This window comes from Chryseobacterium endalhagicum (assembly GCF_016745235.1).
Classification (GTDB): Bacteria; Bacteroidota; Bacteroidia; order Flavobacteriales; family Weeksellaceae; genus Chryseobacterium; species Chryseobacterium endalhagicum.
On sequence record NZ_JAELVM010000002.1, the window covers coordinates 1,101,755 to 1,116,728 of the forward strand.

At 38.8% G+C, this 14,974-nt stretch carries 10 protein-coding genes; 6 read left to right on the forward strand and 4 right to left on the reverse strand.

The features are described from left to right. Positions 1 to 25: 25 nt before the first annotated feature. Both JET18_RS15270 and JET18_RS15275 read right to left on the reverse strand, forming a co-directional pair. Positions 26 to 709 (reverse strand): response regulator transcription factor, encoded by a 684-nt coding sequence (locus JET18_RS15270; RefSeq protein WP_202092396.1) that lies wholly within the window; start codon positions 707 to 709, stop codon positions 26 to 28. Positions 710 to 721: 12 nt separating this feature from the next. Beyond that, positions 722 to 1,972: a sensor histidine kinase gene (locus JET18_RS15275; protein WP_202092397.1), complete on the reverse strand. Its 1,251-nt coding sequence runs from the start codon at positions 1,970 to 1,972 to the stop codon at positions 722 to 724. 160 nt (positions 1,973 to 2,132) lie between these two features. On the opposite strand from JET18_RS15275, the gene JET18_RS15280 reads away from it, so the two are divergent. From JET18_RS15280 to JET18_RS15295, 4 genes are all read left to right on the forward strand, one after another. Beyond that, positions 2,133 to 2,543, forward strand: coding sequence for a DUF1573 domain-containing protein (locus JET18_RS15280; protein WP_202092399.1), 411 nt, complete (start codon positions 2,133 to 2,135; stop codon positions 2,541 to 2,543). An 887-nt stretch (positions 2,544 to 3,430) separates the two neighbouring features. After that, positions 3,431 to 4,312 (forward strand): SDR family oxidoreductase, encoded by an 882-nt coding sequence (locus JET18_RS15285; protein WP_202092401.1) that lies wholly within the window; start codon positions 3,431 to 3,433, stop codon positions 4,310 to 4,312. Between the two features lie 277 nt (positions 4,313 to 4,589). After that, positions 4,590 to 6,788 carry a M1 family metallopeptidase gene (locus JET18_RS15290; protein ID WP_202092403.1) on the forward strand — a complete coding sequence of 733 codons (2,199 nt, stop codon included), beginning with the start codon at positions 4,590 to 4,592 and terminating at the stop codon, positions 6,786 to 6,788. Between the two features lie 321 nt (positions 6,789 to 7,109). Further along, positions 7,110 to 7,937: an endonuclease/exonuclease/phosphatase family protein gene (locus JET18_RS15295; protein WP_202092404.1), complete on the forward strand. Its 828-nt coding sequence runs from the start codon at positions 7,110 to 7,112 to the stop codon at positions 7,935 to 7,937. Between the two features lie 204 nt (positions 7,938 to 8,141). Here JET18_RS15295 and JET18_RS15300 read toward each other — a convergent pair whose 3' ends face one another. Both JET18_RS15300 and JET18_RS15305 read right to left on the reverse strand, forming a co-directional pair. Continuing rightward, positions 8,142 to 8,825, reverse strand: a complete 684-nt coding sequence (locus JET18_RS15300; RefSeq protein ID WP_202092406.1) for a response regulator transcription factor — start codon at positions 8,823 to 8,825, stop codon at positions 8,142 to 8,144. Next, positions 8,815 to 10,131, reverse strand: a complete 1,317-nt coding sequence (locus tag JET18_RS15305) for a sensor histidine kinase (RefSeq protein ID WP_202092408.1) — start codon at positions 10,129 to 10,131, stop codon at positions 8,815 to 8,817. The genes JET18_RS15300 and JET18_RS15305 overlap by 11 nt, the downstream gene beginning before the upstream one ends. Positions 10,132 to 10,328: 197 nt before the next feature. On the opposite strand from JET18_RS15305, the gene JET18_RS15310 reads away from it, so the two are divergent. Both JET18_RS15310 and JET18_RS15315 read left to right on the forward strand, forming a co-directional pair. Continuing rightward, entirely contained in the window at positions 10,329 to 12,641 is a 2,313-nt protein-coding gene (locus JET18_RS15310; protein ID WP_317193261.1) for an outer membrane beta-barrel family protein, read from the forward strand. Between the two features lie 441 nt (positions 12,642 to 13,082). Then, complete coding sequence (locus tag JET18_RS15315; RefSeq protein WP_202092412.1) at positions 13,083 to 14,948, forward strand: M1 family metallopeptidase; 1,866 nt, start codon at positions 13,083 to 13,085, stop codon at positions 14,946 to 14,948. Positions 14,949 to 14,974 lie beyond the last annotated feature (26 nt).

Sequence of the window (14,974 nt, forward strand, 5' to 3'; positions counted from 1 at the left end):
TATTTAGAAAATTTCCACCATTTATTTATCCTTTTTCAGAAAACCGGAAACCTATCCCATGCAGATTTTCGATCAGAATATTCTGCTCATCGGCGAGCACCTTCCGCAGCCTGGAAATAAATACGTCCAGACTCCGCCCCATAAAATAATCATCATCTCCCCAGATGGCCTTCAGAATATCCTGCCTTTTCAGGACTGTGTTTTTGTGGTGGATAAAGTATAACAGCAATTCAGATTCCCGCTGGGTAAGGGTAATTCTGTTTTCTATAGTCTGAAGCGTGTAGTTTTTCGGATCGAAATCATATTTTCCGACTTTGTATTTTGGCGGTGAGGGATCTGTTTTTTTTGTGCGTTTCAGGAAAACTTCAATTTTCAGGATCAGTTCTTCTATACTGAAAGGCTTGACCAGATAATCATCCGCGCCTATTTTCAGACCTTTGATCCGGTCTTCTTTCAAAGCTTTGGCAGAAATAAAGATAATAGGAATTTCAGAGTTTTTATTGCGGATTTGCTGAGCGACTTCAAACCCGTTCAGTTCCGGCATCATAATGTCCAGCAGGCAGATATCGAAATTTTGGTTGTTGAATGCATCCAGTGCGGATTTCCCATCCGAATAGCAGTTGATGTCATAATAACTTTCCAGGCTGTCCTGAATCAGGAAAGCTATTGTTTCGTCATCTTCTGCGTATAAAATTTTAGATTTCTCCATACATTCACATTATTACTTAGACGGGAAAAAGAGTGTTGTGGTAATGCCTTTGTCTGTATTATTTTCAACAGAAATTTTCCAGTTATGCTGCTGTACCACTTTTTTTACATAAAATAATCCCAGTCCGAAACCATTGATTTTCTCCGTTTTTTTGGTGCTTACCCGGTAAAATTTCTCAAAAATATGAGGAATATTTTTAGCAGGAATACCCATTCCGTTGTCTTTAAACTTTAAATATAATCCTTTTGAATCTTTGTAGGATGAAATTACAATATCCGGTTTTGTTTCACAATACTTAATGGAGTTATCCAGAAGGTTGTAAACAATGTTCGTAAAGTGAAATTCATCAGCCATAATGGAGGAACTTCCGTCAATATCCACATGAATGCTGAGGTTTTCATTCTTTTGCCTGATGCTGTCTGCAATTTCCTGAATAAAAGGAAGAAGCATGATCTTCTGAGGTTTCAAAGACAGTCCGGCAGAATCATTTTTCGCAATATTCAGTATTTTTTCAATATGGCTGTTCAGCTTATAACTTTGATTGATGATAATGGAAGTGTAGGTTTGCAGCCTGGAATTTTCCTGTATCAGATCCTGTTTATTGAGTGCTTCCGATGCTAAGAGTATCGAAGATAGCGGAGTTTTAAACTCATGGGTCATATTGTTGATGAAATCCCGCTGCAGTTCAGTGAATTTTTTCTGCTGAATAATCGTATAGATAGAATAAACATACACCAGGAGGATAATAATCAATGCAGCTGTAAGGATATACCAAAACCTTAACGAGCTGATCAGATAAGTAGCTTTATCAGGAAACCGGATGGAAAAATAATAGATCAGGTTTTTATGCTTGGGGAAATTAATCACCTTATTGCTGGGAGCTTCCTGATGGGTGGAAATATACTTCCCATACACCATTTTATCGCTGTGGCAGTTGTATAAAGCATAAGCGTAGTTGGTATTGATCTGGAAACGGGTGAATTCGGTTTTCAGATAATGTTCCAGAACCACAGGATGAAACTCATTATTGATATTAACCACATAATAATCGTTGGAAATTACCTGTACCGGGTTCTCAGTATAAGAAGTTTTTCCTCCCGATAATTTTTCAGCCACTTCCAGTAAAGCAATATTTACTTTCTGATTGAATTTTTCATCTTCAAGACGGTAAGCCTGCCGGGTCCAGAGAAGCTGGGCTATTAAAATTCCGATAATAGCAATGAACCCCAGCGTTATAATAATATTGAGCTTTTTTATTTTCATTTCCTGAAACAATATTATCCAAAAATATCTATTAATCTTTTATCATTAACAACTCGTTAACAAATGTTTGATACCGGTTAACAAGTTGTAATAGCCTTCTGCTTTACATTTGTTATATCAAAAAAAGATAAACAGTTTTAACTCAATAAAATTTATACTCATGAAAAATTTAAAAATCACAGCTCTTTTAGCCGTTTTGGCGTTCTCTCCGTTTTATGCCAATGTATTTCCAGCTGAAGGCACTCCTGTTGTAGCAAAGATTGCAGACGGCGTTAAATGGAAATCTGAATCTATAGATGTGGGAAATATTCCTCAGGGAAAACCGAAACTGATCAGATTTGAATTTACCAATACAAGTTCAAAGCCTATCGTTATCGAAAATGTAGCACCATCATGCGGATGCACAACAGCTGACTATACTAAAACTCCGATCCTTCCCGGTAAAAAAGGATTTGTAGAAGCAAGTTACAATGCAGCGGCTGCAGGAGCATTCATGAAAACAGTAAATGTGACCACAAGCGAAAGCAAAACCCCTAAAACTCTTTCTTTCAAAGGAATAGTTGTTTCATAATTATAATCTTGTAATAAAAGGAAACCGTTTCACAGCCCGTGAGGCGGTTTTTTTGTAAGCGGCAGATAAAACACACGCTTAATCGAATCAATGTAATTGATTCTCTTCTTTGCTTTCCTTAAATATGCAGCTTCAGAATGGATCTTTGCGTTAAAATCTCCCACAGATCCCGCGAATTACACAGATTTTTTCGCTTATCAGATTAGTGTTATCTGTGAATTCATTCGTGAAATTTGTGTTTAAAAAATATTTTCAATCAAAATCATCTTTGCTAAAATCTCCCACAGATCACGCGAATTACACAGATTTTTCGCTTATCAGATTAGTGTTATCTGTGGATTCATTCGTGAAATTTGTGTTTAAAAAAATATTTCGAATCAAAATCATCTTTGCTAAAATCTCCCGCAGATCACGCGAATTACACAGATTTTTTTACCTGTCAGATTAGTGTTATCTGTGGATTTATTCGTTAAATTTGCGTTTAAAAAATATTTCTAATCAAGATCATCTTTGCTAAAATCTCCCGCAGATCCCGCGAATTACACAGATTTTTTCGTCTATCAGATTAGTGTTATCCGTGAATTCATTCGTGAAATTTGTGTTTAAAAAATATTTCTAATCAAGATCATCTTTGCTAAAATCTCCCGCAGATCCCGCGAATTACACAGATTTTTCGCTTATCAGATTAGTGTTATCTGTGAATTCATTCGTGAAATTTGTGTTTAAAAAATATTTCGAATCAAAATCATCTTTAAGTTGTTACTGTTTTTTATCGATGATTTTTAAACAGAGAAAAGAGAATAGCTATTTATAACATTATTATTTATCCCATTATTTTAAATGGCATGAATTCAATATTTAGTATTTTTAGGAAAAAATAAAATTATATGAATTTATATACACAACCGATGTTGCGCGAAGGGGCATTGAAAGATAAAGTAGCCATTGTTACAGGAGGAGGAAGCGGTCTTGGAAAAGCAATGACCAAATATTTCCTGGAGCTGGGGGCCAAAGTTGTCATTACTTCCCGTAATCTGGAGAAGCTGCAGGCTACTGCTAAAGAACTGGAAGATGAAACGGGCGGAAAAGTTCTTTCCGTGGCTTGTGATGTAAGAAACTGGGATGAGGTGGAAGCTATGAAAGAAGCGGCACTGAAAGAATTCGGAAGAATTGATATCCTGTTGAACAATGCTGCCGGAAACTTTATCTCGCCTACAGAAAGATTAACGCATTCGGCTTTTGATTCTATTTTGGATATTGTTTTGAAAGGAACAAAGAACTGTACGCTTTCCGTTGGAAAACACTGGATTGATTCTAAAACTCCGGGAACTGTTCTGAATATTGTCACTACCTACGCCTGGACAGGATCAGCTTATGTGGTTCCTTCCGCATGTGCAAAGGCAGGGGTTCTGGCCATGACCAGATCGCTTGCGGTAGAATGGGCAAAATACGGAATCCGTTTTAACGCAATTGCTCCGGGGCCTTTCCCTACAAAAGGAGCCTGGGACAGACTGCTTCCGGGAGACCTTCAGGAAAAATTTGATATGAAGAAAAAAGTGCCTTTAAGAAGGGTAGGAGAACATCAGGAACTGGCGAATCTTGCTGCTTATCTGGTGTCAGACTACTCAGCGTATATGAATGGTGAGGTGGTAACCATAGACGGAGGCGAGTGGCTTCAGGGAGCCGGAGAATTCAATATGCTTGAAGATATTCCCAAAGAAATGTGGGATGCGCTTGAAGCGATGATCAAATCAAAAAAATCAAACTAAATTTTTGATTTCAACATTAAGGCATTTAGATTATTGCCCCTAAAGATTAATTAAGAATATCTTCGATATTTTAAGCCTGGAGCTTCATTTTTACCACAGGCAAATTCTTAAAAGATCTTGAACAAAGCAATGCACTCAACTTCTTAATGTTTAAAAAATGAAAATTTGAATGAGCTTTCAACAACTTACCATAAATAAAAAAATAAAAAAATCCCGGTCTTGTAACGATTCCGGGATTTTTTATAACTTATCATGAAATTTTTTAAACTTTTCCAAAATGAATTATAAACTTCCAGGTCTTGTTGCTGCAGCAGCAATCTTCCTGTTTTCGGGGTCTGCCTTAGCCCAGGAAACTCCGAAATACAGTTATGTTGAGGCATTCAAACCTTTCTTTTATCCGCAAACCGGAACCGAAACACGTTCTGCAAGCGGGCAGCCGGGGCATGCGTATTGGCAGAATTCTGCAGATTACAACCTGAATGTAAGTCTTAATGAAGCCAAAAACGAAATCACAGGAACTGCTGAAATCACCTATACCAATAACAGCCCGGATCAGATGGGCTTTCTGTGGCTCCAGCTGGATCAAAATTTATTTGAAAAAGATTCCAGAGGAAATGCTGTAGTTCCGCCGGCGGGAAGCAGAAACGGAGCTCATGGAGAAAACCTGGACGGAGGGTATAAAATTAAATCTGTCACGCTGGATGGTAAAGAAGTTAAATATACCGTTACCGATACCAGAATGCAGATCGATCTTCCAAAAGAGCTCAAAGCTAAAGGAGGGGTTGCCAGGATCAAAATTGATTATTCCTTTATCTCTCCGGAATACGGATCGGACCGAATGGGCGTGCAGAAAACAAAGAATGGCAAGATATTTACCATGGCACAATGGTATCCAAGGATGTGCGTGTATGATGATGTGATGGGCTGGAATACCCTTCCTTACGTGGGAGCCTCGGAATTTTATCTTGAATACGGAAATATCACCGCGAATATTACCGTTCCTTCCAACCATTATGTAGTGGCATCAGGAGAGCTGCAGAATTACAAAGACGTTTACAGCAAAGAAGAAAACAACCGTTGGGAACAGGCCAGAAACAGTGATAAAACGGTCATGATCCGTCCTGAATCTGAGATTGGAAAAAATCAGGCTTCCGGAACCAAAACATGGAAATTTAAAATAGATCAGACCCGTGATTTTGCATGGGCATCGTCACCGGCGTTTATTCTGGATGCGGCAAAAATTAATCTTCCGAGCGGTAAAAAATCTGTTGCGATATCAGCCTATCCGGCAGAAAGCGGTGGAGAAAAGGCCTGGGGAAGATCTACAGAGTATACAAAAGCAGCGATTGAACATTATTCTGAAAAATGGTATGAATACACCTATCCGGCCGCTACCAATGTAGCTGGAAACGAAGGCGGGATGGAGTATCCCGGAATTGTATTCTGTCATATGGATTCTGCTGGCGAAGATCTTTGGGGCGTTACGGATCACGAATTCGGGCACAACTGGTTTCCGATGATCGTAGGTTCCAATGAAAGACTGTTTGCATGGATGGATGAAGGGTTCAATACCTTTATCAACGAATTGTCTACAAAAGCTTTCAACAACGGGGAATATTACAGCAAGAAAAGTATTGCCAGAAGCGGAAGCTTTATGATGGGGGATAATATTGAGCCTATTATGGTAGGTCCGGATAATATGAAGGAAAGAAGCATAGGCGTTTTGGCTTACTTTAAACCGGGAATCGGACTTCAGATCTTGAGAGAAACCATTCTTGGTCCGGAGAAATTTGACAAAGCTTTTAAAACCTATATCAACCGGTGGGCTTTCAAACATCCTACGCCTTGGGATTTCTTCCATACGATGGAAAATGTCTCCGGTGAAGAGCTGAACTGGTTCTGGAGAGGCTGGTTTATCAATAAATGGAAAATTGACCAGTCCGTTAAAGAGGTGAAATATGTTAATGGTGATTTTAAAAACGGAGCTCAGATCACAGTTGAAAACCTTGGACAGCTTCCAATGCCTACGACGGTTCAGGTGACATTTAAGGACGGAGCAAAACAGACCGTTAAAATACCTGTTGAGGTTTGGAAACGTAATACGGAATGGCTGCTTAAATTAGATTCAAATAAAGAGATCGGCGGAGTGACCCTGGATCCGGACGGAATGGTTCCTGATGTGAATATGACCAATAATATCTGGCCATCAGCAGAGAAAAAACCAATCGATAAGATCAATACAAAAGATTTTACGGGAACCTACGGTATCAAGAGTGATCCTATCAAACTGGTCTTTTCAGACAAAAACGGACAGCTTTATCTGAAGGCAGGAGCTCAGCAGGAATTTCCCCTGAACTATACAGGCGGCAATGAATTTACTTTTGAAGAAGCTGCTATCGTGCTGTTGTTCAGTAAAGACAAAAAGACGGTTACCTTTAAACAGGGCGGAAGAGAATATGTATTTACGAAAGAATAAAATACAGTTTTAACTGATACTAAAAAACCGGAACTTCAGATTGGAGTTCCGGTTTTTTGTTGGGAAGAAAGATGGAAAGGAAGAGGGATGATGGAAGCTGGAAGTACTATCCGACCTTCATTTCAATATTACAGAAAAACTTTAAACCTTAAACTTTGAACCTTGAACTTTGAATCTTGAACATTAGTAAAACCAAACTCCACTAGTTCTTTCCACTGCTTTAACTTCCCTCCTCAGACTTCCCTCCTAACAAATTAACAATAATGTATCCCCTCTCGGCAGGATATCCTATTTTTGTGATACTAATTTAAAATTATGATTATGAATTTCAGATTTTCAATCGTATCCCTGCTGCTTTTTGCATTAGGATTTTCGCAGGATCTAAAAGTGATGAGTTTCAATATCAGGCTGCAGGTGACTTCAGACAAAGAAAATGCATGGACAGAAAGAAAACAGGATGCGGTGGATTTATTAAATTATTATCACCCCGACTATTTCGGCGTTCAGGAAGCACTTCCCGAGCAGATGAAAGATATCAAAGCCGGGCTTAAAAACTATGATTATGTAGGAGTGGGAAGAGATGACGGAAAAGAAAAAGGAGAGTTTTCCGCTATTTTTTATGATACCAGCAGACTTCAGATCGTGAAATCCGGGACATTCTGGCTTTCGAAAACCCCGGAAGTTCCTTCAAAAGGATGGGATGCAGCGCTCAACAGGATCTGTACCTATGCGTTTTTTAAAGATAAAAAATCGAAGAAAGAATTTCTGGCCATGAACATTCACTTTGACCATATCGGAAATGTAGCCAGAGTAAAATCCTCTGAACTTATTCTGAAAAAGATCAAAGAGATGAATCCTAAAAACCTTCCGGTAACTTTAACCGGAGACTTTAATTTAACAGAAGATTCAGAGCCGATAAAAATACTTTCGCAGAATCTGAATGACAGCTTTTATCATTCGGAAACAAAACCCTACGGACCGAAGGGAACATTTACAGCTTTCAACGTGAATGAAATTCCAAAAGACCGTATTGATTATATTTTCGTGAAAGGTTTTAAAATAAAGTCCCAGAGACACATCAATGACAGAAGGGAAAACCTGCTCTATCCGTCGGATCATTTTCCGGTATTGGCAGAGCTTTCTTATTAATTAGTTTGAGGTCCTTCGGGATAGAAAATAAGGTTAAGGGATTGGAAGATGGAAGATGGAAGTTGATATTGGAAACTCATTAAATCGGTTACCTTAAAATTTGATAAAGTAATTTTAAAGGATAAATAAAGCCGGGTTGTTGTTCTATCTTCGGATCTCTTAACTTCCATCCCCCAGCTTCAGACTTCCTGACTTGATTTCTGATCAATTTGTTGGGAAATCAACTTCAAATCCAATTCCTCTCAGGGATTGGATTTTTATTTTGGAGTCAGCCAGAAAATATTTCCTCAGTCTGCTGATAAAGACATCCAGGCTTCTTCCTGTAAAATAATCATTCGTTTCCCAGATGTTATCCAGGATATCATCCCTTTTGATCATGGTGTGGTTATGTTTCAAAAGATAGAGCAGAAGTTCCTGTTCGCGGATGGTAAGGCGTACATTTCCCTCAGGATGGGAAAGCAGGAGTTTCTCTGTATCCAAAGAATATTCTCCGATCCTGATTTGTAAAGTTGCGGCAGGCTGGGTTCTTTTAAGAATATTTCTGATTCTTAAAACCAGTTCCTCCGGATCACAAGGCTTGGCGATATAATCATCAGCTCCGATCTTCAGGCCCATCAAACGGTCTATTTTCTGGTTTTTGGCAGTCAGAAAAAGTAAAGGGAAGTTGGTTTTCTCTTTTAAAATCATTTTGGCTAAAGAAAAACCGTCAATAGAAGGCATCATAATATCCAGAATGCCGAGATGGAAAGGGAAATCTGTACTTAAAAGACCTACAATTTCTTCAGGATTCTGAAACCACACCACTTCAAAATCCTCCAGTTCAAGATACTGCTTCAGGATCATCCCGAAATCCGGGTCGTCTTCTGCCAAAAGGATCTTAGTTTTCATAAGGAATGGTTATTTTAAAAGTAGTTCCGGATTGAGGACGGCTGGAAACCTCTATTGTTCCACGGTATTTCGTTACGATTTTTTTGACAAAATAAAGCCCCAGTCCCAGCCCTTTTGTATTATGAATATTATTAGACTGTATCCTGTAAAATTTTTCAAAAATATGATCAAGTTCCTTTTTCTCAATGCCGCAGCCGTTGTCGCTGATCTCTATTTTAAGGGTTTGAAGGGAATTATTGATATTGATTTTCACATCGGAAGCTCCGTATTTTACACTGTTTTCACAAATGTTTTTAATCAGGGTTTCCATAAGATACTGATCAAAAGGAAGTTCTTCTGAGACTTGATTAGATAAATCAAAATGGGTTTGGGGATAAGTGAAGGCCAGATCCTGCACAAAAAATGTCCAGTTTTCCGGTTGTATCGAAAGAATTTCCTCAGATGTTTCGTCTTTGTGGAGCTGAAGCATCAGGTTTTCAAGACGGTTGATCTGCCGGTCGATGAGGGGCAGCGTTTCAGGATTCCATTCCTTTTTTAATGTTTTTGAAGCTATTTTTAAAGTAGCAATCGGCGTTTTGAACTCATGGGAAATATTATCCACAACGGTGTGGAGAACTTCTACCTGTTTCTGCTGCCGGGCTAAATTTTTAACGGTAAAAATATAAAGGAGCAGAACGCTGGCAAGAATGGCGATACAACAGATGGTCAGCAGTGAAAGCTCTTTAAATACAATTGTTTTAATATTCAGAATCTCAAAACCGGTATTGCTTTTTACCAGAAAAGAATCGTTTCTGACGGAATTGTCGTCTGTAGTGGTTGATTTTGATGAGGTTTCCCATTTGCCTGTATTGGAAATTTTAGAATTCGTAACCTTGTTTCTGGTTTCGTACAGGGTGATCGGCTGATCAATCAGGTGGGTGCTGTCAGGAATGTAGATGATAGAAATGTATTCTGTTTTTGTGGCAATTTTATAGCCTTCTTTTTTGAAACTGGCATCTACATAGTCACTGAGATGCTTTTCATTGTCCTTCCTGTTTCTTTTAAAATATTCCAGAAAATCTTTTTTACTGATCTTTTTATCATGATATTGGATTAAGATCTTCTGAATAGTATCATCTGTCCGGCTTTTCATACCACCCAGATCTTCCAGTCTGTCGGTATAGTTGGTGAGTCTTGAATGAACAGTCCTGTAGATTTCCCGTTCCTTTACCTGATAGGTCTTATACATAAAGTAAACCTGTATCCCGAGCAGAAGCAGGAACAGGGAGGCGAAAAGAGCGATAAGGTATTTGCTTTTGGACATCATCTGAAACAAAGATAAAACTTTAGGCTTTCCCTTTTGGGCATTAACCCATCATTAACCTTCCGTTAACCGAAATTCTCTCTTCAAATCCTGAATTTTGAGCCGTTAAGCAGAAAACATTCATGCTTTCCAAATTGATTATGTATAAAATTTTTCTTTTTCTATTATTTCCTGTATTTCTGTCTGCTCAAACGAATGTCGTGAAGGGTTCAGTAACAGATGCCGGGAATGGAAAAGTATCTTCCGCGGATATCACTGTTTATAATTTAAAAAATGAACTGATAAAAACATTGAAAACAGATGAAAACGGTCATTTCAGTTTAGAAGGAATTGCAGTTGATTCCATAAAAATTGCGGTAAAAAAAGCAGATTATGCTCCGTTTGAAAGAATAGTGGGTCTGCAAAAGGAGAAAGAACTTTTAAAAATCATTCTTAAAAAAGAAACCCAGGAAATAGAAGCCGTCGTGATGACGAAACAGAAACCTGTAGTCACCAGAAAAGTGGACCGCCTGGAATTCAATGTGGAAAACAGTAATATTTCTTCACTCAATGCATGGGAGATCTTAAAGAAAACCCCCAACGTCACCATCAATAATGATGTGATTGCTGTGAAAGGAGGGACCGGAATTCTGGTGACCATTAATGATAAAAAAGTAATGCTTACAGGAGAAGAGCTTAAAAATTTTCTTGAAAACACCCAGGGAGACGAAATCAAATCTGTAGAAGTGATTACCAATCCGCCTGCAAAATATGAAGCATCCGGCAGCGCTGTTCTGAATATAATCATCAAGAAAAATAAGATCGAAGGCTACCGTGGAATTGTTTCCTCAAAATACGTTCAGACCCAATATGCAAAAGGAGTTGCAGGCATATCACAATATTATAAAAAAGACAAACTTTCATTAATGGGAAGCTATTACAGAGGTTTTGGAACCTATTACCGGGAAGGAACAGACTATGTGAATTACCAGGAAAGCCAGACCAGATGGGTGAGTACCATGAACCGAAAAGATAAAAATAATGCACAGAATACGGTTAATTTCAATGCGGAATATGAAATTGACAGCCTGACGAATTTAAGTCTGAATTACTCAGGATACTTCAGTCCGAAGTCTTTTGGAACTTGTGTGGTGCCTACGCTGATCTACAACAGTCAGAATATTATTGAGTCTGATTATACCACGATTAATGACCATCAGTCCAGAACGATCAACAATTCACTGAGTTTTCAGATCGACCGGAAACTGAACAAGAAAAGCAGTCTTTCATGGATCAGCTATTTTACCGGAAATAATGTGGATAAATACCAAAATGTGCTTACTCATCTGAATTTTGCAGGACAAACACCAAAGGATGATAATTTTTTTACCCAGAATAAAGCCGATGTCAAATTATATTCCACGCAGGCAGATTATCAGTGGAAAGGTGAAAAAGTAGAGCTGGAATCCGGGGCAAAATACAGTTTTGTAAAAACGAAAAGCGGTCTGGATTTTTCAGACAATGAAAACGGAAACTTGCAGCTGCGGCCTGAGAAAAGCAGTATATTTGATTATAAGGAACATAATTTTGCAGTCTATTCTTCATTAGCTTATCATCTTGGAAAATGGAATTTTAAAGGCGGCCTCCGGGCTGAAATGACCGATCTGGAAGGTGTAGTTTCCGAACCTTATGAACAGAATAAAAATAATTACTGGAGCCTTTTCCCGACATTTTATGCGCAGTACACCACAGAAAACAAACACGAATTTGGATTTTCTTACGGAAAAAGAATCAGCCGTCCATCTTACTCATGGCTGAATCCTGCAAAATCTTACTATAATTTATTTTCTTACTATCAGGGAGATCCGAAACTGAAAGCCACGATTATTCATAATCTCAATCTTACCTATTCCTGGAAAGGCTGGAATCTCGATCTGTACTACCGGAAAGAAATTTATCCGTCTATGGAAATTTCATATCAGGAACCGAGTACCAATAACCTGATCTATTATTTTACCAATATTGAAAAAGGGCAGGCTTTCGGAGCAAGTCTGTACAAGAGTTTCCAGATTAAACCCTGGTGGACCCTGATCCTTTCTGAAAATCTGGAGCACAACGAAAATTATTTCAAAGGAACCGATGATCTCCTGTATAAAAATAAAGTGTGGAATTGGGTATCCAATATTTCAACCGCCTTTACACTGGATAAAAGCAGCGACTGGAAAATTGAGGCCGGACACAAATACTATTCACCCGGGATACAGGGAACTTTTACCATTTCCAGCGCATGGTCTGCTTATTTTGTCATGAACCGTAAATTTTTCAGAAAAAAACTGGAAGCCTCTCTGATTTTTAACGACATTTTCAGAACAATGGGGCAGAAAGTGAGTACAAAATATGCCAATCAGGACAACTACTTCCTGGATTACAGTGATGACCGGAGTTTTACACTTTCACTGAAATTCAATTTTGGAAATCAGTCGGTGAAGAATGCCAGAACGATTAAGAAAACGGATGAGCAGGATAGGTTGTGATCGGGTTTCGGGGTGGGAGAGTCGGAGAGTTTTAGGGTTTGAGAGTGGGTGGGTTATAAATGATGAGTGATTAGTTCCGGGATGCGGGTTTGAGAGTTGGATTGTTTTCGGGGGGCTGGTTGACAGTTGCTAGTTCACGGGTTGAGCTTTTTTAGATTGTCAATCCTGAAATATTGAATAAACGACAACAATCTGGTGTCTGAGGTTCCCGAAGCCACCGGATATTTGTTACGGGGTGCGAGAGTTTGAAAGTATGAATCCTGAAATATTGAATAAACGACAACTATCTGGTGTCTGAGGCTCCCGAAGCCACCAGTAGTAAATATCTGAAATCTTAAAGAAAATATAAAATCAATAGCCATAAAACATTATTATAAAAAGAAATGACAGTTGCTTTCACATTTTTCCTAATTTTGAGACTTATTTTTAAAAATTAGAGATATGAAACGATTTCTTTATGCCCTGACAGTAGCTGTTTCCATGCAGCAGATTTCTGCCCAGGAATTATATATGCCGAGAAACATTAAAAAAGCCTACGAAAAAGGAACCCGCGATATTTCCGGGGCACCGGGCAAAAACTATTGGCAGAATAAAGGAATTTACAATGTTGACGTGAAAGTGGATGCGGTAAGTAAAACCGTTTCAGGAAAAGAAACCATCTCATACAGCAATAACAGCCCAGGTGAATTGAAAGAACTGGCCATCAGATTCGTGAATAACCTTCACAAACCGCAGTCGCCGAGATCCGGAACTGTTTCAAAAGATTTCCTGTCTTCAGGCCTTCATATTAAGTCCTTTATCGTAAACGGAGAAAAATATACCGTGAACAGTGATGACTGGGGAACCGTAGAAAAAGTAAAACTGAATAAACCTCTTAAAGCAGGAGCCAGAGCCGAAGTGAAAATAGAATGGGATTATCCTCTTTCCGTACAAAGCGGAAGGGAAGGGCAGATAGATCCCGAAACCTTTTACGTGGCCTATTCTTTCCCGAGGATTTCCGTTTATGATGATTATAACGGCTGGGATATGCTGCCTCATTCGGACAGACAGGAGTTTTACAATGATTTTAATGACTACAATTTTGCCATCACCGCTCCTAAGAACTTCGTAGTATGGGCTACCGGGGATTTTCTGAATCCTGATGCGGTACTTCAGCCGGAATATCTGAAAAGGTATAAATCTTCCCTGAAAAGCGATAAAATATTGCATATTGCATCCGAACAGGAAATGAAATCCGGAAAAGTAACCAAACCGAATAAATGGAATGTCTGGAAATTCAAAGCCAGCCACATCACAGATTTCTGTTTTGCATTGAGCAACCATTATGCATGGGATGCATCCAGTGTTCAGCTGAAAACAAAAAGAGCAAGCGTTCAGGCAGCTTATAAAGCTGGAGCGAAAGATTTTGAACAATATGTAGGATGGATGCGTTACAATCTGGACTGGTTCTCAAAGAAATGGCCGGGTGTAGAATATCCTTATAATGTAATGACGGCTGTTCAGGGATATGCAGATATGGAATATCCAATGATGATCAACGATACGAGTATTCCGGATGACCTTCGTGACGCCAGACTTACGGCAGATCATGAGATTGCTCACACCTATTTCCCATTTTATATGGGAATTAATGAAACCCGTTATGCTTTTATGGACGAAGGCTGGGCCACAACACTGGAATACCTGATTGGCATTGATGAAAATGGTGAAGCCCCGGCGAAGGAGTTCTATAAAAATTTCCGTGTTAAAAAATGGATTAACGATCCTTCTGCGGAACAGGATCAGCCCATCATTACAATGAGTACGCAGGTAAGCGGAGCGGGATACGGAAACAATTCCTATGTGAAGGCTTCCCTGTCTTACCTTGCCTTAAAAGATTATCTGGGGGATGATTTGTTTAAAAAAGCATTACTGCATTATATGGACAACTGGAACGGAAAGCATCCGGTGCCGTGGGATTATTTTAATTCGATGAATACGGGTTCAGGAAAAAATCTCAACTGGTTCTTTCAAAACTGGTTCTACACCAATAATTATATTGATTTAAAAATCACCGGAGCTTCACAGCTTAATGATCTTCTGACGGTCAATATAGATAATGTAGGCGGATTTGCGATTCCTTTTGATGCCGTTCTGAATTATGAAGACGGATCTGTTGAAAAACTACACTTTTCCCCGTCATTATGGGAAAAAGACCAAAAGCATGCAGATCTTGCGGTTCCTATTAAAAAGAAAGTGAAATCTGTCACTCTGGATGGAGATATCTTCATGGATTATACGCCGGAAAACAATACGAAATCGTTATAAAATAAAAAGCCTGAACTTCTGTTCAG

What these genes read in the sequence shown, in the direction of transcription:
- JET18_RS15290 (WP_202092403.1), top strand. Translation starts at nt 4,590, where the DNA reads ATGAATTATAAACTTCCAGGTCTTGTTGCTGCAGCAGCAATCTTCCTG.
- JET18_RS15295 (WP_202092404.1), top strand. Translation starts at nt 7,110, where the DNA reads ATGAATTTCAGATTTTCAATCGTATCCCTGCTGCTTTTTGCATTAGGA.
- JET18_RS15300 (WP_202092406.1), bottom strand. Translation starts at nt 8,825, where the DNA reads ATGAAAACTAAGATCCTTTTGGCAGAAGACGACCCGGATTTCGGGATG.
- JET18_RS15280 (WP_202092399.1), top strand. Translation starts at nt 2,133, where the DNA reads ATGAAAAATTTAAAAATCACAGCTCTTTTAGCCGTTTTGGCGTTCTCT.
- JET18_RS15275 (WP_202092397.1), bottom strand. Translation starts at nt 1,972, where the DNA reads ATGAAAATAAAAAAGCTCAATATTATTATAACGCTGGGGTTCATTGCT.
- JET18_RS15270 (WP_202092396.1), bottom strand. Translation starts at nt 709, where the DNA reads ATGGAGAAATCTAAAATTTTATACGCAGAAGATGACGAAACAATAGCT.
- JET18_RS15285 (WP_202092401.1), top strand. Translation starts at nt 3,431, where the DNA reads ATGAATTTATATACACAACCGATGTTGCGCGAAGGGGCATTGAAAGAT.
- JET18_RS15315 (WP_202092412.1), top strand. Translation starts at nt 13,083, where the DNA reads ATGAAACGATTTCTTTATGCCCTGACAGTAGCTGTTTCCATGCAGCAG.
- JET18_RS15305 (WP_202092408.1), bottom strand. Translation starts at nt 10,131, where the DNA reads ATGATGTCCAAAAGCAAATACCTTATCGCTCTTTTCGCCTCCCTGTTC.